The organism is Leucobacter chromiireducens, assembly GCF_003917135.1.
Classification (GTDB): Bacteria; Actinomycetota; Actinomycetes; order Actinomycetales; family Microbacteriaceae; genus Leucobacter; species Leucobacter chromiireducens_A.
In genome coordinates this window covers 1-24,768 of record NZ_RPDI01000032.1, presented here as the reverse complement: position 1 = coordinate 24,768, position 24,768 = coordinate 1, and the positions used below count along the sequence as shown (strand labels likewise).

At 70.4% G+C, this 24,768-nt stretch carries 19 protein-coding genes and 2 tRNA genes; 9 read left to right on the top strand and 12 right to left on the bottom strand.

The window, feature by feature from the left end:
- Positions 1-866 precede the first annotated feature (866 nt).
- The 3 genes from EGM46_RS12690 to EGM46_RS12680 all read left to right on the top strand — a co-directional run bounded on the left by EGM46_RS12690 (position 867) and on the right by EGM46_RS12680 (position 3,314).
- Positions 867-939, top strand: a tRNA-Ala gene (locus EGM46_RS12690).
- Between the two features lie 208 nt (positions 940-1,147).
- Entirely contained in the window at positions 1,148-1,768 is a 621-nt protein-coding gene (locus EGM46_RS12685; protein ID WP_125100508.1) for a LysE family translocator, read from the top strand.
- A gap of 10 nt (positions 1,769-1,778) precedes the next feature.
- Positions 1,779-3,314 carry a PLP-dependent aminotransferase family protein gene (locus EGM46_RS12680; protein WP_125100507.1) on the top strand — a complete coding sequence of 512 codons (1,536 nt, stop codon included), beginning with the start codon at positions 1,779-1,781 and terminating at the stop codon, positions 3,312-3,314.
- Here the strand turns inward: EGM46_RS12680 and EGM46_RS12675 are convergent.
- Positions 3,312-3,384: transfer RNA gene (locus EGM46_RS12675), tRNA-Lys, on the bottom strand. The two genes, EGM46_RS12680 and EGM46_RS12675, sit on opposite strands and share 3 nt — an antisense overlap.
- A 124-nt stretch (positions 3,385-3,508) precedes the next feature.
- On the opposite strand from EGM46_RS12675, the gene EGM46_RS12670 reads away from it, so the two are divergent.
- A complete protein-coding gene (locus tag EGM46_RS12670; protein WP_125100506.1) occupies positions 3,509-4,138 on the top strand; it encodes a hypothetical protein in 630 nt (209 codons plus the stop codon).
- Between the two features lie 410 nt (positions 4,139-4,548).
- On the opposite strand, the gene EGM46_RS12665 is transcribed toward EGM46_RS12670, so the two are convergent.
- The 9 genes from EGM46_RS12665 to EGM46_RS12625 form a co-directional block, all read right to left on the bottom strand.
- Positions 4,549-6,348, bottom strand: coding sequence for an amino acid transporter (locus tag EGM46_RS12665; RefSeq protein ID WP_125100510.1), 1,800 nt, complete (start codon positions 6,346-6,348; stop codon positions 4,549-4,551).
- Between the two features lie 440 nt (positions 6,349-6,788).
- On the bottom strand, positions 6,789-7,568 hold the full coding sequence (gene pstB / locus EGM46_RS12660) for a phosphate ABC transporter ATP-binding protein PstB (RefSeq protein ID WP_125100505.1): 780 nt from the start codon (positions 7,566-7,568) through the stop codon (positions 6,789-6,791).
- A 40-nt stretch (positions 7,569-7,608) separates the two neighbouring features.
- Positions 7,609-8,730 (bottom strand): phosphate ABC transporter permease PstA, encoded by a 1,122-nt coding sequence (pstA, locus tag EGM46_RS12655; protein ID WP_125100504.1) that lies wholly within the window; start codon positions 8,728-8,730, stop codon positions 7,609-7,611.
- Positions 8,730-9,668, bottom strand: a complete 939-nt coding sequence (gene pstC / locus EGM46_RS12650) for a phosphate ABC transporter permease subunit PstC (RefSeq protein WP_125100503.1) — start codon at positions 9,666-9,668, stop codon at positions 8,730-8,732. The genes pstA and pstC overlap by 1 nt, the downstream gene beginning before the upstream one ends.
- A gap of 84 nt (positions 9,669-9,752) precedes the next feature.
- A complete protein-coding gene (pstS, locus tag EGM46_RS12645) occupies positions 9,753-10,859 on the bottom strand; it encodes a phosphate ABC transporter substrate-binding protein PstS (protein WP_125100502.1) in 1,107 nt (368 codons plus the stop codon).
- 256 nt (positions 10,860-11,115) lie between these two features.
- Positions 11,116-12,072: an NUDIX hydrolase gene (locus EGM46_RS12640; RefSeq protein ID WP_125100501.1), complete on the bottom strand. Its 957-nt coding sequence runs from the start codon at positions 12,070-12,072 to the stop codon at positions 11,116-11,118.
- On the bottom strand, positions 12,069-14,195 hold the full coding sequence (locus tag EGM46_RS12635; RefSeq protein WP_125100500.1) for an RNA degradosome polyphosphate kinase: 2,127 nt from the start codon (positions 14,193-14,195) through the stop codon (positions 12,069-12,071). Before EGM46_RS12635 ends, EGM46_RS12640 begins: the two co-directional genes overlap by 4 nt.
- Entirely contained in the window at positions 14,192-15,166 is a 975-nt protein-coding gene (mshD, locus tag EGM46_RS12630; protein WP_125100499.1) for a mycothiol synthase, read from the bottom strand. Before mshD ends, EGM46_RS12635 begins: the two co-directional genes overlap by 4 nt.
- On the bottom strand, positions 15,150-15,842 hold the full coding sequence (locus EGM46_RS12625) for a winged helix-turn-helix transcriptional regulator (protein WP_125100498.1): 693 nt from the start codon (positions 15,840-15,842) through the stop codon (positions 15,150-15,152). Before EGM46_RS12625 ends, mshD begins: the two co-directional genes overlap by 17 nt.
- Before the next feature lie 176 nt (positions 15,843-16,018).
- Between EGM46_RS12625 and EGM46_RS12620 the strand changes: the two genes are divergently transcribed.
- The 3 genes from EGM46_RS12620 (at position 16,019) to EGM46_RS12610 (ending at position 18,783) form a co-directional block, all read left to right on the top strand.
- On the top strand, positions 16,019-16,321 hold the full coding sequence (locus EGM46_RS12620) for a hypothetical protein (RefSeq protein WP_241156331.1): 303 nt from the start codon (positions 16,019-16,021) through the stop codon (positions 16,319-16,321).
- Between the two features lie 196 nt (positions 16,322-16,517).
- Positions 16,518-17,660: a YgfZ/GcvT domain-containing protein gene (locus EGM46_RS12615; RefSeq protein ID WP_125100497.1), complete on the top strand. Its 1,143-nt coding sequence runs from the start codon at positions 16,518-16,520 to the stop codon at positions 17,658-17,660.
- Between the two features lie 379 nt (positions 17,661-18,039).
- Positions 18,040-18,783: a phosphoglyceromutase gene (locus EGM46_RS12610; RefSeq protein ID WP_125100496.1), complete on the top strand. Its 744-nt coding sequence runs from the start codon at positions 18,040-18,042 to the stop codon at positions 18,781-18,783.
- A 241-nt stretch (positions 18,784-19,024) separates the two neighbouring features.
- On the opposite strand, the gene EGM46_RS12605 is transcribed toward EGM46_RS12610, so the two are convergent.
- Complete coding sequence (locus tag EGM46_RS12605; protein WP_125100495.1) at positions 19,025-19,213, bottom strand: DUF3073 domain-containing protein; 189 nt, start codon at positions 19,211-19,213, stop codon at positions 19,025-19,027.
- 131 nt (positions 19,214-19,344) lie between these two features.
- On the opposite strand from EGM46_RS12605, the gene EGM46_RS12600 reads away from it, so the two are divergent.
- On the top strand, positions 19,345-19,986 hold the full coding sequence (locus EGM46_RS12600; RefSeq protein ID WP_125100494.1) for a hypothetical protein: 642 nt from the start codon (positions 19,345-19,347) through the stop codon (positions 19,984-19,986).
- A gap of 34 nt (positions 19,987-20,020) precedes the next feature.
- On the opposite strand, the gene EGM46_RS12595 is transcribed toward EGM46_RS12600, so the two are convergent.
- Complete coding sequence (locus EGM46_RS12595; protein WP_125100493.1) at positions 20,021-21,325, bottom strand: DUF445 family protein; 1,305 nt, start codon at positions 21,323-21,325, stop codon at positions 20,021-20,023.
- A gap of 106 nt (positions 21,326-21,431) precedes the next feature.
- On the opposite strand from EGM46_RS12595, the gene EGM46_RS12590 reads away from it, so the two are divergent.
- Positions 21,432-24,768: efflux RND transporter permease subunit (locus EGM46_RS12590; protein ID WP_164512899.1), on the top strand; the 3,337-nt coding region annotated here is incomplete at its 3' end.

Below are 24,768 nucleotides of genomic sequence, written 5' to 3'. Positions count from 1 at the left end.
GCGCGCGATCGCGGCGCTCGGCGGCCTGCTCGGGCTGCTCGGCGCGCTCGTCGGCGCCGGCCTGCTCATCGCGGGAAGCGGCCCAGCGCTGCTCGTGTGCGCGCTGCTCCTCGCGCTCGCCTCCGTCGGCGGGCTCGTGCTGCTCGCTCCCGGCCGCGTGCGGCTCGAGCCGATCCCCGCCGAACAGGTGGCTGAGCAGGCCGATCCCGCGCCGGTCGTCGAGTCAGCACCCGTCGCAACCGGAGAGACCGAGGCCGCGGCTGAGGCGCACGCCGCCGCGCAGCGCGCCGCGGCCGAGCGCATCACCCGTGCACGGGCGCTCGCACGCGCGCGGGCAGAACGCCCGGCCACGCAAGTGAACCAGACCGATTCGATCCTGCTCCGCGAGGTGCGCGAGCAGGTAGCACGCGAGCACGCGGCGCGGCAGCAGCAGGCTGCGCGTCCGGCTGCGGGTGGCGTGGGTGCGCCGGCGGCGGGTGCTGCGTCCGCGGCCGGGGTCGCACCCGAGGCCGCACCGGCACCCCAGCAGGCGCAGACGGGCCGCGCCCCGATGTCGGCCGCGGCTGCCCAGCAGCGCGTCGCGNCGGGTGCTGCGTCCGCGGCCGGGGTCGCACCCGAGGCCGCACCGGCACCCCAGCAGGCGCAGACGGGCCGCGCCCCGATGTCGGCCGCGGCTGCCCAGCAGCGCGTCGCGCAGCACCGTCTCCGCGACATGGGGGTCATCGGCGACACGAGCGAGGGCATGCCCGACCTCGACGCGGTGCTCCGCCGCCGCCGCAACGCCGGCTGAGGATCGCGACACGCGGCTCGGCGCCGCAGCTGATTTTACGTGCGCCGTGCCCGCCTGCTAGGCTTACTCGCTGTCAGGGTCTGTGGCGCAGTTGGTAGCGCGTCTCGTTCGCAATGAGAAGGTCAGGGGTTCGATTCCCCTCAGATCCACTCCGAAAAGCTCCGCGTTCGCGGGGCTTTTCCTCGTTTCGGGGAATCGCGCGGGATCTGGAAACGCTGGCGCGTTTCCCCCGAAGATCCCGCGCCCCTCAGATCCACTCCGAAAAGCTCCGCGTTCGCGGGGCTTTTCCTCGTTTCGGGGAATCGCGCGCGCGCCGAACGGCGAACGAGGCACCCGCGCCACGACTACACTGTGTCAGTGGCCCCTGCACTCTGGATCTCTCTGCTCACCGCGACCGTCGTGATCAGCATGACCCCGGGCGCTGGCGCCATCAACACGATGTCGAACTCCCTGACGGTGGGCTGGCGGCGATCCGTTTGGGGCGTGATCGGGCAGCAACTCGCGCTGCTCGTGCACATCCTGATCGTGGCCGCCGGAGTCGGCGTGCTCGTCGCGAGCACCCCGGCGCTCCTGACCGGCATCCGCTTCGCCGGCGCCGCCTACCTCGTGTACCTCGGGGTTCGCCTGATCATCGCGAAACCGGAGCCCGCTGAGGCCACCGAGCGCGTGGCGACCACTGGCCGCTGGGAGCTCCTGCGCCGCGGTTTCTGGGTGAACCTGCTGAACCCGAAGGCCGTGGTCTTCTTCCTCGCGTTCCTGCCCCAGTTCATCCGGGCGGACCAGCCGCTCCTGCCGCAATACCTCGTACTCATCGCCACCGTGGTGGGCGTCGACGTCGTGGTGATGTGGGGCTTCTTCGCCGGGGCGGCGAAGCCGTTCCGCCGCTACGCGTCAACGGTGCGCGGGCAGCGCACCCTCAACTCGGTGTTCGGAGCGCTGTTCATCGCGGTCGCCGGACTCCTCCTCTTCGTGCACTGAACCGAGCCGCATGGACGTCTTTCCGCAGCTGAGCGTTGATCGGGGGATCCCGATCCCACTCGCCGAGCAGCTCACCTCCCGCATCCGCGAAGCGATTCTCGCCGGCGGGATCGCGCCGGGGGAGCCGCTGCCCGCCTCGCGCGCGCTGGCCGGCACGATCGGGGTGTCACGCACCGTCGTCGTTGCCGCGTACGAACAGCTGGTCGGCGAGGGGTTCCTGGAGAGCAGGCAGGGGGCAAGCACCCGCGTCGTACCCGAGCTGCCGCGCTGGGGCGAGCCGGGACGGCACAGCGCCGATCCCGAGCTGCGTGCCGTGCCAGCAGCGGCCGATCCGCCCGGCGCGATCGACCTGCGGCCCGGGCGGCCGTTCGTCGCCGCGACCCCGCCGCGCGATTTCGTGCGCGCAATGCAGGCGGCGGCGCGGCTGCCGTGGGAGTCCGACGCCCCGGACTCGATCGGGATCGCGGATCTCCGTTCCGCGCTTGCCGCGCACACGCGTCGCGCCCGCGGCATCGGCTGCACCGAGGCCGACGTCACCGTCACGAGCGGCACCTCGGAGGCACTGCTGCTGCTCGCGCTCGCCCTGCGTGCCGTGCACGGTCGCGCGCCCAGGATCGCGGTGGAGGATCCCGGCTATGCGGAGGGCATCCGCGCGTTCGCCCGCGCCGGCGCGGAGATCGTGCGCTTGCCGGTCGGGGCCGACGGGGCGACCGCGCGTGGGCTCCGGGAGCTCGGCGCGGCGCACGCGCTCGACGCGGTACTGCTCACCCCGAGCCACCAGTTTCCGCTCGGGGGCCGCATGCCGGCTGCCGAGCGCCTCGGCATCCTCGAGTGGGCGCGGGAGTCCGGTGCGCTGATCATCGAGGATGACTACGACAGCGAGTTCCGGCACGCCGGCGCACTGCTTCCGGCACTCGGCTCGCTCGCCGCGGGCGTTGCAACGATCACGACACTGAACAAGGTGCTCTCACCCTCGATCCGCTGCGCCGCGATCGTGCTCGCTGCTGGCGATGAGCGGAGCCGTGCGCTCCGTGCCGAGCTGCGGGCCGTGCGCGAGGACATCGGGCCGGCGCTTCCGCTTCTGCAGCAGCGCGCGCTCGCCGGTTTCCTCGAGAGCGGCGGCTTCCGGCGGGAGCTCGCGCGCACACGGCGCGAGTACGGGCACCGCCGCCGGCTGCTTCTCGATCGACTGACCGAGCGCGGGATCGAGGTCGGTGGCGCGGATGGCGGGCTGCACGTGGTGCTGCCGCTGGGTGGGCGCGACGGCGCGGCCGCGCTGCGGGCGCTCGCGGAGCGCGGCGTGCTCGCCGATCGGGTGGGCAACTATCGCGCGCCCGGGGGCGGTACGCCGGGTGGCGCGTCGAGCGACCCGGATGACGCGCTCATTGTCGGCTACGGCGCGGAGCCTGCGACGCGGCTGCTGCGCGGCATCGAGATCGTCGCAGCGGTGCTCACTGATTCGCCGGGCGATGGGCTCGGCGTGCCGCGCGCCGCAGACGCGAGTGCCCCGCGTCGCACAGCGACACGGGGCACCCACACGCAGTAGGCCCCGCCGGGCTCGAACCGGCGACCCGCGGATTAAAAGTCCGATGCTCTACCAACTGAGCTAGAGGCCCCTACTCGCTCTAATCTATCGTGTTTTTCCGTGCGTCCGGTCCACGCGGGGCTGGCGCGCGCGGCGTAGACTCACGAGGTCAGATGCCGGCCCGCGCGAGCGGGCGATCCCACGCGAGGAGATGTGTGAGCCGAGAACACCTGCGACCCGTGCTGCAGCCGACGATGTCCTTTGACTGGATCATCGGCTCGGACGAGGCCGGCGCTGCGCACCGTCTCGCGCAGGACACCTCGTGGGCGCTGCTCAACCGCGTGCGCAACGGCACCGACCCCGCCGTGGTCGACCGCGTGGTCGGGCTCGCCTCAGGGGAGGGGCTGCACGACATCGCCGAGTTGTGGGCCGGGCAGAGCGCGCACTCGCTCGCCGGCGTGCTGTGGCGGCTATACCTGCTGCGTCGCGTGGTGGACGCCGATCCGGATGCCGCCGCCGACCTGTTCCGCCGCGGCTCCGATGTCGCCGTGACGATCGACCCGATTGTTGCCGGGGCGCAGGAGCCGGTCACCCCGCTCTCGATCGTGACGCTCTGCGACACCATCCTGCGCGGCGCGTTCGTCGGGGATCTGGGGGCAGCGCTCGAGCGGGCGGCGAGCTACTGCCGCATCATGGCGCTCGGTGCCGCCGACCTCGCGGATGCGCGGGACGCCCACGATGACGCGCACGCCGGTGAGCTCACCACGCGCGCGCTGCGCTACTCCACCCTCAGTCAGGAGCTGCACGCTGGCGCGCGGCGCTGGCGCGAGGGCACGCTCGCGTAGCTGCGGCGTGGTGAGGGTGCGAGCGCGTCACCCTGGCAACTTAGTAGGGGTTCGGGCCGTTATGGCACTGCTGTTCCGGAGCAAAGTCGCTGCAGTTCCCTGAGACGGAGGGTTTGGGAAGCTGCGACCTGGACTTGATTCGATTCTGATCCGGTTCTGGTGCGGCGAAACGGATCAGAGTCGCACTTAGTTGTGGGGTGGGGTGACCAGGGGCCGGGGCGGGCCGGGCGACCGCGCCCCGCGAATCGCGCGGGTCTGCGCAGCACTGCCGCGCGGAAAGCGCCTGCGGTACACTGGTCACGCCGGGCCGCAGTAACCCCGGGCTCCAATTTTTGCCGCTTCGAGCGGCCTTCCGCCGAGAGGCGTTTCTGCGGTTCGGTTTCTTTCTGCCCGCCGGCGAACAGCCGCCCTCAGCCCACGTGCACCCACGGACGGTGACGCGGATCCGGTGCAGCCTCGCGAAGTACCTCGCGCGTCATCGGCGCAACCTCGCCATCCCCGAAGAGGAAGAAGCGTGCCAGCTGCGCCAGCGGGTTGCCCTCGGTCCACCGGAAGTAGATGTGCGGTGCGCAGCCGATCGCGTCCTGCAGGTGCAGCGCCACCGCCGCGATCGCGTTGGGCACCGAGCTCGACTCGACCGCCAGGATCCGGAAACCGTGCCGCTCAACGCCGCGCACCAGCAGCTCGCCCTCGAAGTCGGAGCTGTCGGCAACGGTCACCTCGATGAAGAGCGGCGCGGCGTCGGGGAGGCGGTGTGCGATCCGGGCGTGCGCGAGCTTCGCCGCGTAGCGTTCGGGGGTGAGGTCGTTCGGCTCATGCGCGATGAGGTGCACGGCCTGTCCTGCCGCGACGAAGCCGGCAGCGGTCGGGTCGAGGCGTACAGCGGTGGCGCGCAGCTCGGTGGCGCGCGCGATCCGGGAGACGAAGCTCACGACGAGGATCCCGAGAATGAAGCACGCGGCGATCTTGATGCCGTCGGGGCGCTCCACGATGTTCGCGACGGTCGTGTACGTGAACACAAACGTGATCACGCCGAACCCGATCGCGGCACCCCGCTGGCCGCGCGCACGCGCGGCGAGGGTCACGGCGAGCGCAGCTGAGGTGATGAGCACGAGCACGCCAGTGGCGTACGCGCCGCCCTGCGCATCGACGCTCGCCTGGAAGATGATCGTGATCAGCGCGGCGATCGCCGTGAACACGAACACGAGCGGACGGGTGGCGCGCGCCCACGCGGGTGCCATCCCGTAGTGGGGGAGGTAGCGCGGCACGAGGTTCAGGAGCCCGGCCATCGCCGAGGCTCCCGCGAACCACAGGATCGCGATCGTCACGAGGTCGTACGCGGTGCCAAAGCCCTCGCCGAGCAACTCGTGCGCCAGGTAGGCGAGCGCGCGGCCATTCGCTGCGCCGCCAGGCTCAAACTCCGCGGCGGGGATCAGGGCGACGGTGGTGATCGACGAGGTGATCAGGAAACCGCTCATGATGAGCGCCGAGGTGGTGAGGAGTCGGCGTGCGCCCCGGATCCTGCCGGCCGGGTGCGCCTCGGTGTCGCCAGCGTCGCCGCGGATCTGGGGCATCACCGCGACACCGGTCTCGAAGCCGGAGAGCCCGAGCGCGAGCTTGGGAAACACGACGAGCGCGATCGCGACGACGAGCAGGGGGTTGCCGTGCTGCGTGGTGAGGACGCTCCACCAGTCGCCAACCGGGGCCGGGTGCGCGACCAGCTGCGCGCTCGCGACGACGATCACCACGAGGTTGGCGGCGAGGAAGAGCGCGACGAGTGCCGTCGCGACGCGGATCGCCTCGCGGAAGCCGCGCAGGAACACGATGCCCAGCCCGCCGAGGAGCGCGAGCGTGATCACCACCTCCTTGCCGTGCAGGGCCGTTGGTGCGAACGGGTTCTCGACGAGGTGCGCGGTCGCATCGGCCGCGGACAGCGTCATGGTGATCATGAAGTCCGTTGCGGCGAAGCCGAGCAGCACGAGCACGGTGAGTTTGCCGCGCCAGCGGGGGAGGAGCCGCGCGAGCATCGCGATCGAGCCCGTGCCGTGCGGGCTTTCCTGCGCGACACGGCGGTACACCGGGAGGGCCCCCGCGACCGTGACGATCACGAGCACGATCGTCGCGATGGGGGCGATGGCCCCGGCCGCGAGTGCGGCGATGGCCGGCTGATAGCCGAGCGTGGAGAAGTAGTCGACGCCGGTGAGGCACATCACCTGGAACCAGTGCGCCCTGCGGTGTGATCCCGCGCGGCCGTGCGGCCCGGTGTGCTCGCCCGGGGCCTCCGCGGTCTCCGCGAGCAGCCACGTGCGAAACGCTCGGGATCGCGGGTGACCACTGAGGTCATGCGGGGCGGTCTCGAGAGAGGACCTGTTCGCGCTGAAGTTCACGGCGTAACAGTACGCCTGCGGGCGCGGGGTGTCTACATCGCCACGCCCACCGCAGCTGCCGCACACGCACACACGCACACACGCACACACGCACACACGCACGCACTCACACGACGCACACGATCGGGGTCACTCCGGCAGGGTGTCGCGAGGATGCAGCGCGCGACACCCTGCCGGAGTGACCCCGATCGGGAGGGCGCAGCGCAGGGAGGGTGCGGGGCCCAGGGAGAATGGCGGGGGCGGGACGGGCGGGGAGGGCGAGCCTAGCCGAAGCGGCCCGACACGTAGTCCTCCGTCGCCTGCACCGACGGCGTCGAGAAGATCGTCGACGTGTCGTCATACTCGATGAGCTTGCCCGGCTTTCCGGTGCCAGCGATGTTGAAGAACGCGGTGCGATCGGAGACGCGCGACGCCTGCTGCATATTGTGCGTCACGATGACGATCGTGTACTCCTGCTTCAGCTGGTCGATGAGATCCTCGATCGCGAGCGTGGAGATCGGGTCGAGCGCCGAGCATGGCTCGTCCATGAGGAGCACCTCGGGGGACACCGCGATGGCGCGCGCGATGCACAGACGCTGCTGCTGGCCGCCGGAGAGCCCGGAGCCCGGCTTGTCGAGGCGATCCTTCACCTCGTTCCAGAGGTTCGCGCCGGTGAGCGACTTCTCGACGAGGTCGTCGGAGTCGCTCTTCGAGAGCTTGCGGTTGTTCAGCCGCACGCCGGCGAGCACGTTCTCGCGGATCGACATCGTGGGGAACGGGTTGGGGCGCTGGAACACCATGCCGACCTGTCGGCGCACGAGCACGGGATCAACGCCTGCGCCGTACAGGTCCTCGCCGTCGAGCAGCACCTCGCCCTCGACGCGCGCGCCGGGGATCGCCTCGTGCATGCGGTTGAGCGTTCGGAGGAAGGTCGACTTCCCGCAGCCCGACGGGCCGATGAAGGCGGTGACGCTGCGGGGCTCGATGTTCATCGTGACCCCCTCGACCGCGAGGAACTTCGAGTAGTAGACGTTGAGGTCCGAGACCTCGATGCGCTTCGACATGCGGTGTGCTTTCCTTTGGCTGCGAACTCTGGGCGCCGCGTTAGCGGCCGAACTTGGGCGAGAACCACTTCGCGATGAGGCGCGCGAGGAGGTTCAGAGCCATGACGATGAGGATCAGGAGGAGGGCTGCCGCCCAGGCCCGCTCGAGGAACGCGAAGGCCGGGTTGCCCTGGTTGGCGAACTGCGTGTAGACGTACACGGGCAGCGACTGCATGCGATCCGAGAACAGGTTGTAGTTCATCGACGCGGTGAAGCCCGCGGTGATGAGCAGCGGCGCGGTCTCGCCGATGACGCGGGCGATCGCGAGCATGACGCCCGTGGTGATGCCGGCGATGGAGGTGGGGAGCACGATCTTCAGGATGGTGCGCCACTTCGGGACGCCGAGTGCGTACGAGGCTTCGCGGAGCTCGTTCGGCACGAGGCGCAGCATCTCCTCGCTCGAGCGGACCACGACCGGGATCATGAGCACTGAGAGCGCCACCGCGCCGACGATGCCCATGCGAACCCCCGGGCCGAAGAACACCGCGAACAGCGCGAACGCGAAGAGGCCGGCGACGATCGAGGGGATCCCGGTCATGACGTCGACGAGGAAGGTGATGATCTTCGCGAGGCGGCCGCGGCCGTACTCGACGAGGTAGATCGAGGTCATGAGCCCGAGCGGCACCGAGATGATGGTCGCGGCGAGGGTGATGAGGAGCGTGCCCACCATGGCGTGGAGCGCGCCGCCGCCCTCACCGGTGACGTTGCGCATCGAGGAGTTGAAGAACTCGGCGTCGAAGCGGGCGATACCGTTTGAGACGACCGTGATGCCGACGGACACGAGCGGCACCATCGCGAGGAGGAACGCGCCGGTCACGAGGCCGGTGATGAAGCGGTCGACGGCCTGGCGGCGACCCTCGACGGAGCCGGAGAGGATCGTGATGATCGCGAGGTAGGCGAGCGCGCCGACGAGCACGGCGCCGACGAGCGAGAACTCGCTGCCGCTCGCCGCGGCGAGGAGCCCGAAGAGGGCGAGGGATCCGGCGAGGCTGGCCCCGAGCACGATCCAGGGGGTGCTGCGCGGCAGCCGGTTGCCCGCGAGGGCCGATCCAGCTTGGACGGGGCGGACAGTGAGTGCCACGGGTGCGCTCCTCTTTTCTTTCCGTTCGGTCTGCTGCAGCATTAGTCGGCGGCGTTGAACTCGGCGCGGCGGCTGATGATCCAGCGTGCCAGCGCGTTCACCAGGAAGGTGACGATGAACAGGATGAGGCCGGTCGCGATGAGCACGTTGATGTTCTCGCCGTAGGCCTCGGGGAAGGCGAGCGCGATGTTCGCCGCGATCGTTGACGGGTTTTCGGAGGTGAGGAGCTTGAAGCTCACGACCCCGGTCGCGGAGAGCACCATCGCGACGGCCATGGTCTCGCCGAGGGCGCGGCCGAGGCCGAGCATGGCGGCCGAGATGATGCCGGGGCGACCAAACGGCAGCACCGCGAGGCGGATCATCTCCCACCGGGTGGCGCCGAGCGCGAGTGCGGCTTCCTTGTGCAGCACGGGCGCCTGCAGGAAGATCTCGCGGCAGATCGCGGTCATGATCGGCAGGATCATCACGGCGAGCACGAGTGCCGCGGTGAGGATGGTGCGGCCGGTGCCGGTCACGACGCCACCAAAGAGCGGGATCCAGCCGAGGTGCTCGTTGAGCCACGCGTAGATGGGCTGTGCGGCCGGGGCGAGGACGCCGATGCCCCAGAGGCCGAACACCACGCTCGGCACTGCCGCGAGCAGGTCGACGATGTAGCCGAGCACCTGCGCGAGCTGGCGGGGAGCGTAGTGCGAGATGAAGAGTGCGATGCCGATGGCGAGCGGCAGCGCGAGGGCGAGCGCGAGGGCTGCGGCCCACACGGTGCCGAAGACGAGGGGGCCGACGTAGGCCCAGAAGTTGCTGCTGAGCAGCGACGCGGATTCGTCGGTTGCGACGAACGCGGGGAGACTGCGGACGATCAGGAAGATCGCGACGGCTGCGAGCGTCACGAGGATCATGCTGCCCGCGAAGAGCGCGGATCGCGAGAAGACGCGATCGCCGAGGCTCAGCACCGGCTTGGAAGGGGCGGAAGCGGTGGTCACTCGGGCTCCTGGTTCGTGGCGGGTGGTCGTGGGGTGACGCACGGTGAGTGGGGCGCGGGGGAAACCGCGCCCCACTCAGGGTGACTAGCTGATCGCGTCGATCGCGGGCTGGATCTTGCCGCGCAGATCCTCCGAGATCGGGGCGCTGCCTGCCGCGTCGGCGGCAACCTGCTGGCCCTCCTCGCTGACAATGTAGCTGAAGTACTCCTTCACCAGCTCGGCGTTGGCCGAGTCGGCGTACTGCTCGCAGCCGACGAGGTAGCTGACGAGGACGATCGGGTAGACGCCGGCCTCGGTGGAGGTGCGGTCGAGCTTGATCGCGAGGTCGTGGTCGGTGCGGCCCTCCTCGAGGGGCGACGCGTCGACGATCGCCGCTGCGGCCTCCGGGGTGTACGCGACGTACTCCTCGCCGACCTTGATCTCGACGGTGCCGAGCTCGCCGGCGCGCGAGGCGTCCGCGTAGCCGATGGTGCCGACGCCGTTGGTCACGGCCTCAACGACACCCGAGGTGCCCTGCGCACCCTCGCCGCCGAACTCGGTGGGCCACGACTCGATGGAGCCGACGGTCCAGTCGCTCGGCGCTGCGGCCGCGAGGTAGTCGGTGAAGTTGCCGGTGGTGCCCGACTCGTCGGAGCGGTGCACCGCGGTGATGTTCTGGTCGGGGAGCGAGACGCCCTCGTTCTGCCCGGCGATCGCGGGATCGTTCCACTTCGTGATCTTGCCCGAGAAGATCTTCGCGACGGTGGCCGCGTCGAGCTTCAGCGAGTCAACACCCTCGACGTTGAAGATCAGGGCGATCGGGGAGATGTACGCGGGGAACTCGACGATGCCGGTGTCGGGGGCGCAGGTCTGGAACGGGCCGGCCGCGATCTCCTCGGCCTTGAACGCGCGATCCGAGCCGGCGAAGGCGCTTGCGCCCTGCTGGAAGGTCTCGCGGCCAGCGCCCGAACCGGTCGGGTCGTAGTTCACGGTGACGTCAGCGTGGGTGGTCTGGAAACCGGCGACCCATGCCTCCTGAGCCGACCCCTGCGATGAGGCGCCAGCGCCGACGAGCTCGCCGGCGAGTGAGGAGTTGCTGGAACCGCCGTCTGCCGGCGCGGTGGAGCCCGACTCGTTTGCGGCGCAGGAGGTCAGCGTGAGCGCGGCGAGTCCGCCGATGGCCGCGACCTTGGTCAGTGCTGAGAGCTTCACGTGCGTGTGATCCAATCTGAAAGCGGATGTTGGAGGTGGCCTCGGTGGCCACATCCCCACGCTAGGCGGGCAGTGTGAAGCGCGGTCTGCCAGCGGGTGAACAACGGGTGAACGAGTGGGAGCTGCACCGTGGCGGCAGCGGCCGGGGGTGCCCCGAGCGGACACCCCGAGTTCAGGTGTTGGCCCCGCTGCCGCGCGCCACGCGCCGGAGTTCGCCGCCGGCATCGCCGGCCTGATCGCCGGGGAATTCGGCGCGCTAGTGCTTCAGCGGGTACGTCTCGACGGCCAGGATCCCTGCCCCAGGACGCGAGCGCGAGAAGTGGAACACCGAGAAGCCGCCAGGGGGGAGCGCGGTGGCCGCGGCGAGGTACTCGCCAGGCACGCTCCCCGTGGCGAGCACGAGCTCGCGGGCGAGATCGGGCAGCACCGGCCGGTGGCTGCACACCACGGTGTTCTTGCCGCGCGTGATGATCTTGCCCATGAGTCGGCGAGTGTCCGCGAGGTCGCCGGCGTCCCAGAAGTCCTGGCTGAGCGCCTCGGACACGCGCACCCGCTTGTCGAGGTGCGCCGCGAGCGGTGCGACGGTGTCGAGGCAGCGGCGCGCGCTCGACGAGCGGATGCGCTTCGGCCCAAACGAAGCGAGGATCGGCACGAGCGTGCGCGCCTGCTTCTCGCCGGCCGCGGTCAGCGGGCGCAGGTGATCCTCGGCGGGAGCGGCGCCGTCCGCGCGGGCCTCGGCCTTCGCGTGCCGCAGCAGCGTCACCGAGAACGTGTCGAGCAGCTCATGCTCCGCGAGCCGCAGGAACACGTCGTAGAGCTCCCGGTCGGCCCGGTAGGAGAGCCGCTCGCGCGCCTCGCTCGCCGGCACCCACTCGAGGGCCTGCACCTCGTCGTTCGGGGTGAACGTCGACGCGAGCGCGGCGGCGGCCGTCACCTCGGTGGCCCAGTACTGCACGGTCTTCTTGCGGCCGCCGCTCAGCTCGTAGTGGATCGTGCCGAGGTTCACGCCGAGGGAGACGCGCAGCCCGGTCTCCTCCTCGGTTTCGCGCACCGCAGCCTCCGGCATGCTCTCGCCGGGGTCGAGCTTGCCCTTCGGGAACGACACGTCCTGCTGCTTGGTGCGGTGGATGAGCAGCACGTGCAGCTGCTCCCCGCGCGGCGTGGCGACGCGGCGCCAGCACACCGTGCCGGCGGCAAGAATCTCGGCGCTCACCGGGTTCTCCGCGCCCTCGCCTCAGTCCGGTCGATCATCACGAGGTCCTGGAGGTCGGGGAGCGGCTCGCCCTCCTCGCTGATCACGCGGCGCTGCCAGGTGCCGTCGGGCAGCATGCGCCACGACGACACGTCGTCGCTGAACGCGAACGAGAAGAAGCGATCGATCCGCTCGAGGTGCTCGCGGTCCGAGATGCTCACGAGCACCTCGATGCGGCGGTCGAGGTTGCGGTGCATGAGGTCCGCGCTGCCGATGAACACGTCGCGGTTGCCGTCGTTCTCGAACGCGTAGATGCGTGAGTGCTCAAGGTAGCGGCCCAGCACGGAGCGCACCTGGATGTTCTCGGACAGCCCGGGAACGCCGGCGCGGATCGAGCAGATGCCGCGCACCCATACCTCGATCGGCACCCCGGCCTGGCTGGCGCGGTAGAGCGCGTCGATGATGGCCTCGTCGACCATCGAGTTGGCCTTCAGCTTGATGCCGCTCGGGCGGCCGGCGCGCGCGTGGTCCGCCTCCCGCTCGATCCGCTCGAGCAGGCCGTTGCGCAGCTGCAGCGGCGCGACGAGGAGGCGGTTGTAGTCGGTCTCGATCGCGTAGCCGGAGAGCACGTTGAACAGCTTCGTGACGTCGCGGCCCACCTCGGGTGAGGAGGTGAACAGGCCGAAGTCCTCGTAGATGCGGCTCGTCTTCGGGTTGTAGTTGCCGGTGCCGATGTGGCAGTAGTGGGCGAGCTTGCCGCCCTCCTCGCGGATCACCTGCACCAGCTTGCAGTGCGTCTTGAGCCCGACGAGGCCGTAGACCACGTGCACGCCAGCCTGCTCCAGCTTGCGCGCCCACGTGATGTTGGCCTCCTCGTCGAAGCGCGCCTTCACCTCGACGAGCGCCAGCACCTGCTTGCCGGCCTCGGCCGCCTTGATGAGCGCCGCGACGATCGGGCTGTCGCCCGAGGTGCGATACAGGGTCTGCTTGATGGCGAGCACATCGGGATCCGTTGCCGCCTGTTCAAGGAATGCCTGCACACTCGTGGCGAACGACTCGTACGGGTGGTGCACGAGCACCTCGCGGCGCGCAATCGCACCAAACGTGTCGGGGCGCTCGCTCGGCGAGTTCGTGCGGAACTTCGGGTGCGTCACCGGGATGTGCGGCTTGAACTTCAGCTCGGGGCGCGGCAGCCCGGTGAGCGCGAACAGGCCGGACAGGTCGAGCGGGGCCGGCAGCGTGTAGACCTGCTCCTCGTCGATGTCGAACTCGCGGACGAGGAGTTCGAGCGTCGCGGGATCCATGTCGTCCGAGATCTCGAGCCGGATCGGCGGGCCGAAGCGGCGGCGCAGCAGCTCCTTCTCGAGCGCTTGGATGAGGTTCTCGGTCTCGTCCTCCTCGATCTCCATGTCCTCGTTGCGCGTCACGCGGAAAACGTGGTGATCGATGACCTCCATGCCGGGGAACAGGCCGTCGAGCTGGTTCGCGATGAGTGCCTCGAGCGGAATGTAGCGGATGTCCTCCGCGTCCTCGCGGCGGTCGACGCGCACGTAGCGCGGGATCATCTGCGGCACCTTCAGTCGCGCGAACTCGATCTTGTCGGTGCGGGTGTTGCGCACGCGAATCGACAGGTTGAGCGCGCGCCCCGAAATGTAGGGGAACGGGTGCGCAGGATCCACCGCGAGCGGCATGAGCACCGGGTAGATCCGCTGCTCGTAGTAGTTCGTGAGCACCACCCGGTCGGCGTCGTCGAGCTGCTCCCAGTCGACGATCTTGATGCCGGCCTCCGCGAGCGCCGGCTGCACCTGCTCGCGGAAGCAGTTCGCGTGCCGCAGCTGCAGCTCGTACGCGGTCCGGTTGATGTCGGCGAGCACGTCGGTCGGCGCGCGGCCGACGTTCGTCGGCACGGCGAGCCCGGTGACGATGCGGCGCTTCAGACCGGCGACGCGCACCATGAAGAACTCATCGAGATTCGAGGCGAAGATCGCGAGGAAGTTCGCGCGCTCCAGGAGCGGAACCGTTGGGTCCTCGGCGAGTTCGAGCACGCGCTGGTTGAACGCGAGCCAGCTCAACTCGCGGTCGATGTACCGATCCGCTGGCAGTGGTGCGAGATCGGTGGCGACTTCTAGCGTCTCTTCGCTCATGCACCCATTCTGGCATCAGCGGCGGCGTGACCGCCCGCTTCCCACTGGCGACTGCGTGAATCAATGGTGAACCCGGCGGTCTCGTAGAGCCGCACCGCGCGCGCATTGTCGCCGTCGACGTAGAGCGTGACGGTGCGGGGTGAGTGCTGCGCCATGCGCGCGAGGGTCACGTCGAGCAGCAGTCGACCGAGGCGGCGCCCGGCGCTCTCGGGGTGCACGGCGAGCGCGTAGAGCTCGGTGTCGACGGCCCCGGAAGCCGCGTCGCGCACGGTCTTCAGCCAGGTCGAGCCGATCACGTCGCCGTGCGCGTCGGAGAGCAGGATCAGGTCGCCGGCGTCGAACCAGGGCTCCTGCCGCAGCAGCGCGAGGTCCTCCTCCGTCATGCGCCCCTGCTCGGGGTGCGTGGCGAACGCCGCGGCGTTGACGCGCACCCAGTCGGCTGCGTCGTTCGCGCCCTGGCCGAAGGTGTGGAGCGCGAGCCCGCCTGGCGCGAGCCGCAGCGGATCCCGCGCATCGCCAGGAAGAAGATGGGGATCGAGCCCCATGCGATACAGCGAGCGCACCGGCGCAAACCCGGCGCGTTCGAGCAGCGAGGTCGCCGCGGGATTCTCGCCGTGCGCCCACGCGCGCAGCGGGCCGGGGCCGAGCTCGTGCCGCGCGAGCAGCGCGATCAGCGCCGCGCGGCCAACGCCGCGTCCCCGCGCCTCCGGCTGCACCACGAGGTCGAGCTCGCCCTCGCCGATGATGCCGAGCGCGATCGGCTCGGCGCCGGGCGCAGCGGCGTCCCCGAAGAGGAGGAGCGTGCGCTGGCCGTTCGCCACCGCGAGCATCGCCTGATCTGAGACCGGTGGAGTGCCGTCCGCCGCCTCGGCGCGTGCGGCGAGCTCGCGCGCGGCGGTGAGCGCCTCCGGGGTCGCGCCGGGGCCTCCCGCACCGGCGGCGCCGAACGTGAGATCAGTGAGCTGCACCATCGGTGTCCTCCTCGTCCTCCACTGGCCTGGCGCGCGCGAAGCCGTAGCCCACCCCGCGCACCGTGCTGATGAGTCCCTCGTGGTCGCCGAGCTTGGCCCTGAGCCGGCGCACGTGCACGTCGACCGTTCGCGTGCCGCCGAAGTAGTCGGTGCCCCACACCTCGCTGAGCAGCTGCTCGCGGGTGAACACCCGGCCGGGGTGCCCCGCGAGGAAGTGCAGCAGCTCGAACTCCTTGTACGTGAGATCGAGCGGGCGGCCGAACAACCGCGCGGTGAAATTCGATTCGTCAATGACAACGCCCGCGGCCTGGACCGCGGGCGGGGGAGTCTGCGCGGAGGTCTGCTGCTCGAGCAGGCGCAGGCGGAGCTCGATCTCCGCGGGGCTGGCCGTCGGCAGCAGCAGCTCCGACACCCCCCACTCGCTCGTGAGCGCCGTGAGCGCCACCTCCGGCAAGATCACCACGCGCGGGGTGGCCACCCCGGACGCGAGGCTCAGGCACGCGCTGCGTGCGCGCCGCGCGTCGAGGGTGCCATCGATCAGGATCGCGTCGTAGCGCGCCGCGAGCGTCTCCGGAATGTGCAGCGCGAGCGGCGAGGTGCGCAGCTCGTGCGGCAGCAGGTCAAGGCCGGGCAGCGACTCGCCTGGATCCCGGTCTGTGAGGCAGAGCAACTCCATGCGCGGCGCTCCCTTCCTCGTTCTGACGACGGGCCCAGTCTACGTTGGCTTTCGTTTCGGCTCCGTTTCGCGCTGGTCACGTGTCGGAAACACGAAACCGAAGTGAACGGCGGGCCGCGCGGGTGCGTGCGGGATCGAGGCGCGCGGCGCCGATGTTCGTGTGGAAGAATGTGGCCGTGACCGAGCCCCAGACTGACCCACCGCGCGAGATGCCGGACGTGCACTCGTGGCACGTGCCGCGCCTCATCATCGCGTGGGCGGTCGCGGCGCTCATCGGCGCGCTCGTCACGATCCTCGTCCCGACGGAGGAGCGCTTCGCGTGGCTCGTGTTCGCGATCGGCGCGAGCACCCTCGTGACGTTCGCCCTGCAGCTCGGCACCGCCCAGCGCGTCGGATTCATCACGCGGGTGGCGTTCAGCGTCGCGGGCTCGGTGCTCGTGATCGGCGTCATCGACGTGATCGGTCTCCTCATCCCGTAGCCGCTGGTCGCTGGCTGCGCGGCGCGCCCGGTTCAGCTAGACTGGCCTCATGCTGCTTGCGCTCGAACTCTTCTTTCTCGGACTCCTTGGCCTCGCATCCCTGGCGATCGCTTGGGTCTCGGGCACGGTCATCTACAAGCTCTTCAAGGGTCAGCGCTAGTCGCGTGCGCACCGGACTCCGGAGCGTGGTGATTCGATGACCGCCTTCCGAGAGCTCCCAGGGGCGATCCTCGTCCCCGATCTTGACGTGCCCGCGCACTACGGTGAGCCGCTCGCCGAGCAGCGCGCGCTCGCCGAGGGCCGCGCACTCGTCGACCTGTCGCACCGCGGCGTGATCCTGGTCGAGGGCGCCGATCGCCTGAGCTGGCTGCACTCGATGACGAGCCAGCAGCTCACCGGCCTCCGCCCCGGCGTCAGCACGGAGACGATGCTGCTCGACCCGAACGGCCGCATCGAGCGTGCCATTCGCCTCGTCGACGACGGGGAGCGGGCCTGGCTGCTCGTCGACGAGGGATCCGCGCAGCCGCTCACCGAGTTCCTCACGCGGATGCGGTTCGCGCTGCGCGTGAGCGTGCGCGACGCGTCAGACGAGTTCGCCGCGGTGCTCGCGTTCGCCGGCCCGGCAGCCGATCTCCTGCGCTCCGCAGCTCCGGTCGCGGTGTGGGAAGACCCGTGGCGCGGGGTGCTCCCCGGCGGGGTGCAGTACGCGAAGACCGCGGAGCACGCTGGCGCCGAGTGGAGCGCGGCCCAGTTCGTGTTCCCGCGGACCGAGCTCGCTGCGCTCGCGGCGCGCGTCGCCGCGGGGGAGGCCCAGGCGGCCGGGCTGCTCGCGCTCGACGCGCTCGAGGTGCGCGCCTGGCGGCCCGCGCAGCACGCCGACGTTGACGAGCGCGCGATCCCGCACGAGCTCGACTGGCTGCGCACCGCCGTGCATCTCACGAAGGGGTGCTATCGCGGGCAGGAGACCATCGCGAAGGTGCACAATCTCGGCCACCCGCCGCGCCGGCTGGTGCTGCTGCACCTCGACGGCTCGGGTGGATCGCTGCCGGAGGCCGGCGCGCTCGTCTTCCGCGCCGGTGAGGCGCAGACCCCTGGCGCGCGCCCGGTCGGTCGGGTGACGCGCGCTGCGCTGCACTACGAGTGGGGCGGCATCGCGCTCGCGCTGCTGAAGCGCTCGGTGCCGGAGGACGCGGAGCTCGAGGTGCGCGGCGGCGAGCACGGCGCGGACGCGCAGGCCGACCCGGCATCGATCACCGAGGTGATCGCCGCGGCGCAGGAGGTCATCGTGCCGTCGGACGCTGGCGCGGCGCGCGAGATCCCGCGCCTCAAGCGCCTCTAGCCCCGCCCGCCCGCCCCCAGCCCCAGCCCCAGCCCCCCGCCCCTCCGCCCGCGCCCCAAACTCCCATTAAGTGAGGGTTTGGTCCGCAATGGCGCCCGGGAAGCGGAGCAGAGTCGCAGCAAGTCCGGGGAGCGGGGGCCGGGGTCTGTGGATCCGGGCCCCGGGCCCGGTGCGCCTCCCTATGACGCTCCCGCCTCATCCGAGATTCGTGAGGGTTTGATCCGGATCGGAGCCCAGCAAACGGATGAGAGTCGCTGCAAATCTGGGGAGCGGGGAACTGGGGACGGGGTCGGGGTCGGGATCGCTGGTCGGAGTCGGGGCCGTGCCCCTCGCCGGCGCCCGCCGGGAGCTCGCACGCGCGACCGGATAGGCTAGCGGTATGACGAACACGCTGATCTTGCTGCGCCACGGGCAGAGCGAGTGGAACCAGAAGAACCTCTTCACCGGCTGGGTCGACGTCCGGCTGACCGAGCAGGGGCGCGGTGAGGCGGCTCGCGCCGGCGAGCAGCTCGCCGCCGCAGGCATCTTGCCCGACGTGCTGCACACCTCGGTGCTGAGCCGCGCGATCCAGACGTCGAACCTCGCGCTCGACACCGCCGATCGGCTCTGGATCCCCGTGAAGCGCTCCTGGCGGCTGAACGAGCGCCACTACGGTGCGCTGCAGGGCCTCGACAAGGCGGAGACCCTCGAGAAGTACGGCGAGGCGCAGTTCATGGAGTGGCGTCGCTCGTTCGACACCCCGCCGCCCGCCCTGGACGACGCGAGCGAGTGGTCGCAGGCCCGCGATCCCCGCTACGCAGGCATTGACGGCGTGCGCCCCCAGACGGAGTGCCTGAAGGACGTCATCGATCGCCTCGTTCCGTACTGGGAGGGCGAGATCCTGCCCGACCTGAACGCCGGCCAGACCGTGCTCGTCACCGCGCACGGCAACTCGCTGCGCGCGCTCGTGAAGCACCTGGAGGGCATCTCCGACGCCGACATCGCCTCGCTCAACATCCCGACCGGCATGCCGCTCGTGTACGAGATCAACGCCGACGGGACCCCGGCAGGCCCTGGCCGCTACCTCGATCCCGAGGCTGCAGCGGCTGGCGCGGCCGCGGTGGCGGCGCAGGGCAAGCACTAAGGCGCGCTCGCACACGCGTTCGGCCCCGTCGCACCCGGTGTGCGGCGGGGCCGAACGCGTTGCTGCGTGCCGACTCCCTGCACCCAGCGGGAACGCCAAAGACCCGCGCCGGTTTCACGTCATCCCGGAGCGGGTCTCTGGTGCAGCCGCGGAGCTGCCCCGATTCACGCAGCAGCGCAGCGGACCAAGCGGTCCGCTGCGCTGGCGCAGACGAGAGGCGCCTCAGGTGGGCGCGCCGACGTCAGTCGTCGTCGGATTCCTCGTCGGTGTTGTACTTGTCCGCGTACTCGGCCCAGGGGTCCTCGCCCGAATGCTTCTCGGATTCAGATGCGAGCTCTCGCTCAAGCGCCGAGTAGTTCGTGTCGGGGCTGAAATACTTCAGCTCCCGAGCGACCTTGGTGTGCTTTGCCTTCTGACGGCCGCGCCCCATGCGTGACCCCCTTACACATTCGGGCCCCGCGGAATATGCGCCGCGAGGCAAGTACCAGTTGAGATAGACGTATGGAGCAGATTCTAGCATGACCGCCATGCAGAGAGACCGTCGGCCGTTACGATGAAGCCATGACCTCATCTCGCCGGCGCCCGCTCAGGATCGTGCTGATCGCGCTGCTCGTCGTCGCGCTCCTCGTGCTCGCGGGTGTTCTTGTCGTGCTGATTCCGATTCTCACGCATCAGAGCGCTGGCGGATCAGGGCAAAGTGTCCCGCAGGACTTCGTCTCCGAGGTGCGAGCCGAGGGCGCGGACGGCCGCACGCGAGCGCTCAGCGTGGCTGCGGCCGACGGCGCTCCCGCTGATCTCGCCAGTGTCGCCCCGGGCGAGTCGCTCGTCGTGACGGGCACCGGCTTTGATGCGGGCATCGGAATATACCTCGCAATTTGCGCCATCCCAGCGACGCCGGACGAGAAGCCAGGGCCGTGCCTCGGCGGGATCCCGGAGGGCGCCGAGACCGGCGGCGCGAACGCCGAGGCCGGGCTGTCGAGCGCGTGGATCACGAGCGACTGGGCGTGGCGGGCGTTCGCCACGCAGAGCTACGACGACACCGAACGTGGATCGTTCACGGCGACGCTGACGGTGCCGCCGCCCACCACCGACGGGCTCGACTGTCGCGTCTCGCGCTGCGCCATCACCACGCGCGCCGACCACACCGCGGCGAGCGATCGCGTGCAGGACATGCTGCTGCCGCTCGCCTTCCGCGCCGAGTAGCTCGGGCCAGGCCAGGGCCAGGGATCGCGGAGCCCTAGCCGGCCGCGGCCGCGAGTGGCGCGATGATCAGCGTCGCGATCGCGAAGATCGCCAGCCCGGCGAGTGCGCCAACCACGGTGCCGTTGATGCGGATGAACTGCAGATCCTTGCCGACCTGCAGCTCGATCTTCTCGGCGGCCTCACGCGCGTCCCATCGCTGCACGGTCTCTGAGATGACGCCGGCGAGATCGTGCCGGTAGTTGCGCACCAGGTGCTCGACGACGCCCATGACCCAGACGTCGATCTTGTACTGCAGCGTCGCGTCGGCGACGAGTTTCTTCCCGAAGTCCTGTGCCGCGCGCACCATGCGCACGCGCAGATCGCTCTCGGGATCCTCCAGCATCCCAACGAGCGCCGCGCGGGCGGTCTCCCACGTGCTCGCCGCGAGCGCGCGCACCCGCGGGCTGTCGAATACCTCGTGCTTGAAGCTCTCGAGCTGCTGCTGGAGGTGCTCCTGCTCCTGCAGATCCCGCGCGAGATCCCCGAGGAACTTCGTGACCGCGATGCGGAACGGGTGCGTCGGCTCGGCAGCGACCTTCTGCGCGAAGCGCACCGCCTCGGCGTGCAGGCGGTTGTCCACAAACTTCTCGACGACGCTCGGCACCCAGGTCGGGAGGCGAGAGGACACCACGCGGTCGAACGCCTCGGGATGGCCGACCAGCCACTCCTCCATGCGCTCCGCCGCGATATCGAGCAGCGCCTCGTGATGGCCGCCCGTGACGAACGAATCGGCGGCGCGGCCGAGCAGCGGACCCCACTCGGGATCGATGACGTGCTTGCGCACCAGCACCTCGATGAGTTCCTGCACGTCGTTGTCGTTGAGCACGGTCATCGCGCCGAGCCCGGCACTCGCGACCATGCCGGCGGCCCGCTCGGCGTTGGCGGCCTCCGAGAGCCACAGCCCAGCGGTGCGCGCGCCGCTGATCTCCGAGAGCTTCGCGTGCACCACATCGTCGGCGAGGAAGTTCTCCTCGACGAAGGAGCCGAGCCCCTCGCCGATCTCGTCCTTCTTGTTGGAGATGAGATTGGTGTGCGGGATCTTGATCCCGAGCGGGTGGCGGAACAGCGCGGTGACCGCGAACCAGTCGGCCAGCGCGCCCACCATGCCGCCCTCGCTCGCGGCACGCACGTAGCCGAGCCACGGGAAGCGATCCTGCAGCACGAACGAGACGACGAACACGACCGCCATGCCGATCAGGAGCCCGACCGCGATGCGCTGCATGCGGCGGAGATCGCGCAGACGCTGGAAATCGTCGGGGGTCACGGCTCCCAGGGTGCGTCGGCTTTGAGACAGCGGCATACTCAGCATTATCGCTGGTTCGAGCGCGCGTTGCAGGCCGTCGCGCGCATGAGGTGCGCCGCGAGCTGAGTGGGTGGGTTCAGCGATGCGTGGGATAATCGGGCTCATGCACCAACTCACGGCGCTCAGCCTGAAGAATCGTGCCCTGATCGCGCTCGTGACCATCGTTGCGGCGGTGTTCGGACTCATCGGGATGGGCTCCCTGAAGCAAGAACTCATGCCCTCCGTGCAGTTCCCCGCGATCGCGGTCGTGACGAGCTACCCGGGAGCATCACCCGAGGTGGTGAACGCGGACGTCTCGGAGCACATCGAGACCGCGCTCCGCGGCGTTCCCAACCTCGAGAGCTCAACGGCCACCTCGAGCACCGGCGCCTCGATGGTGGTCGCGCAGTTCACCTACGGGGTCGACATCGCCGCCACCGAGCAGAAGGTCGAGCGCGCGATCAGCCGCATCTCGAAGCTGCTGCCGGAGGCCGCTGACACCCAGGTCACCTCGGGCAGCATCGACGACTTCCCCGTGATCCAGATCGCGGTCACTCCGGCGGACGGGGACACCCCCGAGCACACCGCCGAACTGGTGAACCGCATCGCGGTGCCCGAGATTTCGGACCTGCCCGGCGTGCGCGACGCGCAGCTCTCCGGCGCGCGCCCCGACCGCGTGACGATCACCCCGGACACGGCGAAGCTCACGAGCAACGGGCTCACCACCCAGTCGATCACCGACACGCTGCAGCAGAGCGGCGTGCTCATCGCCGCCGGCACCGTGGCCGACGGGGATCGCACGCTCGCGGTGCAGGCCGGATCCGACATCGATTCCGCCGAGCAGATCGGATCGCTCTCCATCCCGGTGAGCGCCGGCCAGCTGGAGGCGCAGCAGCGCGCGCTCGCCGCGCAGCAGGAGGCGGCGGCCGAGCAGGCGCTCCCCGGCACGACGCCGGGTGCGCTTCCCGGCGAACTCGCCGAGGGGGAGGGCGAGGCGGCCCCGGCCCTCGAACCGCTGAAGATCTCCGACGTCGCGACCGTGGAGCTCGGGCCTGGCCCGGTCGAGAGCATCTCGCGCGTCGACGGCGCGCCAGCGCTGACCATCGGCGTGACCAAGATGTCCGCGGCGAACACCGTCGACGTGTCCCATGCCGTGCAGGAGAAGCTCGACGAGCTCGCCGACCAGCTCGGCGGCGCGAAGCTCAGCGTCATCTTCGACCAGGCGCCCTACGTCGAGCAGTCGATCGAGACGCTCACCACGGAGGGTATGCTCGGCCTCGTGTTCGCGGTCCTCGTGATCCTCGTCTTCCTGATGTCGATCCGCGCGACCCTCGTCACCGCGATTTCGATCCCCACCTCGGTGCTGCTCACCTTTGTCGGGCTGAACTTCGCCGACTACACGCTCAACATGCTGACGCTCGGCGCGCTCACGATCTCGATCGGCCGCGTCGTCGACGACTCGATCGTGGTGATCGAGAACATCAAGCGACACCTCGTGAGCGACGGGGATCGGGCCGCGACGATCGTGCGCGCGGTGCGCGAGGTCGCCGGCGCCATCACCGCGTCGACGGTCACGACCGTCGCGGTGTTCCTCCCCATGGCCTTCGTCGGCGGCATGGTGGGCGAGCTGTTCCGCCCGTTCGCGTTCACCGTGAGCATCGCGCTCGCGGCATCGCTGCTCGTCTCGCTGACCATCGTTCCCGTGCTCGCGTACTGGTTCCTCCGACCGGAGAACGCTTCGACGCGGCCGAGCGCGCTCGCCGCGAAGCTCGGCGGGCCGGGCGCGCGCCGCTCCTCTGCGCGCCGCGCCACCGCGCGCCCCGCAGGCCAGCCCACCGCGCTGCAGCGCTGGTACCGCCCGGTCATCGACTGGACCCTGCGGCGGCCGGGCATCACGCTGATCGTCGCCGCGCTCGTGTTCGGTGGCACGATCGCCGCGACACCGCTCATGAAAACGAACTTCATGGGGGCCGACGAGCAGAACTCCGTCGGCCTCGTGCAGACGCTCGCGCCCGGCACGAGCCTCGACGCCCAGCTCGCGCAGGCGCAGCGCGTCGAAGCGGCGCTCGCCGACGTGCCGGCCGTCGACAGCGTGCAGGTGACCATCGGCAGCGCCGGCGGCGGCATGGCCGCGATCTTCGGCGGCGGCGGTGACGGCGCGATCAACTACTCGCTCACCACCGATCCCGACGCGGATCAGGCGAAGGTGCAGGACGACATCCGTGCGGCGACCGACGCGCTCGAGGACGCCGGCGAGTTCTCGCTCGGCCAGTCGGGCGGCGGCGTCACGATGTCGAGCGCGATCGAGATCGGCGTGACCGCGCCCGACCAGGACACGCTCGAGGTCGCGAGCGAGGCGGTGCTCGCCGAGCTGCAGGCGGCCGACGGGCTGAAGCAGGTGGAGAGCGACCTCGCGCAGTCCCGGCCCTACCTCGCCGTGACGGTCAACCGCGAAGCAGCGGCGAAGCTCGGCCTGAGCGAAGCGGCGGTCGCCGGGCAGCTCGCCCAGCAGATGCAGCCCACCCAGATCGGGCAGATCTCCATCGACGACTCGGGCACCGCCGTGTACCTTGCCGCCGCGGATACGCCGAACGACGAGGCCGGCGTTGCCGCGCTGACCATTCAGACCGCCGACGGCGGGCGCGCGCTCAGCTCGCTCGCAACGGTCGAGGTGGCCGACGGCCCCGTGACGATCCGCACGGAGGATACCTCGCGGATGGTGACGATCTCGGCGCTGCCCGAGGGCGACGACCTGAGCGCGGCGAGCACCGCGGTCAACGCGGCGCTTGAGCGCGTCGAGCTCCCCGCAGGCGCCAGCGCGAAGATCGGCGGCGTGATGTCACAGCAGGCCGAGGCGTTCGAGCAGCTCGGCCTCGCGCTGCTCGTCGCGATCCTGATCGTGTACGTGGTGATGGTGGCAACCTTCCGCAGCCTCCTCCAGCCGCTGCTCCTGCTCATCTCGGTGCCGTTCGCCGCGACGGGCGCGATCCTGCTGCTCATCGTGACCGGGATCCCGCTCGGCGTCGCATCCCTGATCGGCGTGCTCATGCTCATCGGCATCGTCGTCACCAACGCGATCGTGCTCATCGACCTCGTGAACCAGTACCGCGAGCGCGGCGACTCGCTGCACGACGCCGTGGTGCACGGGGCGCTCCAGCGTCTCCGCCCGATCGTGATGACCGCGCTCGCCACGATTCTCGCGCTCACCCCGATGGGCATCGGCATCACCGGCAAGGGCGGATTCATCTCGCAGCCGCTCGCCGTCGTCGTGATCGGTGGCCTGCTGTCCTCGACGGTGCTCACCCTCGTCGTGCTCCCCACGCTCTACTACGCGGTGGAGCGCCGCCGCGAGGCCCGGCGTCAGCGCCGCGGCGACGGTGGATCCGAGCCCCGTCGCACGCGTCGCGGCCCGCGCCGCGGGGGAGACGGGGCGGCGCTCGCCGGCGCCGGCGCCGGCGCCG

Bases quoted from the DNA above. Each gene is read 5' to 3' on its own strand.
- EGM46_RS12680 (WP_125100507.1), top strand. From the start codon at position 1,779: ATGGACGTCTTTCCGCAGCTGAGCGTTGATCGGGGGATCCCGATCCCA.
- EGM46_RS12665 (WP_125100510.1), bottom strand. From the start codon at position 6,348: ATGTGCCTCACCGGCGTCGACTACTTCTCCACGCTCGGCTATCAGCCG.
- pstB (WP_125100505.1), bottom strand. From the start codon at position 7,568: ATGTCGAAGCGCATCGAGGTCTCGGACCTCAACGTCTACTACTCGAAG.
- pstA (WP_125100504.1), bottom strand. From the start codon at position 8,730: ATGCTGCAGCAGACCGAACGGAAAGAAAAGAGGAGCGCACCCGTGGCA.
- EGM46_RS12635 (WP_125100500.1), bottom strand. From the start codon at position 14,195: ATGAGCGAAGAGACGCTAGAAGTCGCCACCGATCTCGCACCACTGCCA.
- mshD (WP_125100499.1), bottom strand. From the start codon at position 15,166: ATGGTGCAGCTCACTGATCTCACGTTCGGCGCCGCCGGTGCGGGAGGC.
- EGM46_RS12625 (WP_125100498.1), bottom strand. From the start codon at position 15,842: ATGGAGTTGCTCTGCCTCACAGACCGGGATCCAGGCGAGTCGCTGCCC.
- EGM46_RS12615 (WP_125100497.1), top strand. From the start codon at position 16,518: ATGACCGCCTTCCGAGAGCTCCCAGGGGCGATCCTCGTCCCCGATCTT.
- EGM46_RS12610 (WP_125100496.1), top strand. From the start codon at position 18,040: ATGACGAACACGCTGATCTTGCTGCGCCACGGGCAGAGCGAGTGGAAC.
- EGM46_RS12605 (WP_125100495.1), bottom strand. From the start codon at position 19,213: ATGGGGCGCGGCCGTCAGAAGGCAAAGCACACCAAGGTCGCTCGGGAG.
- EGM46_RS12600 (WP_125100494.1), top strand. From the start codon at position 19,345: ATGACCTCATCTCGCCGGCGCCCGCTCAGGATCGTGCTGATCGCGCTG.
- EGM46_RS12595 (WP_125100493.1), bottom strand. From the start codon at position 21,325: ATGCCGCTGTCTCAAAGCCGACGCACCCTGGGAGCCGTGACCCCCGAC.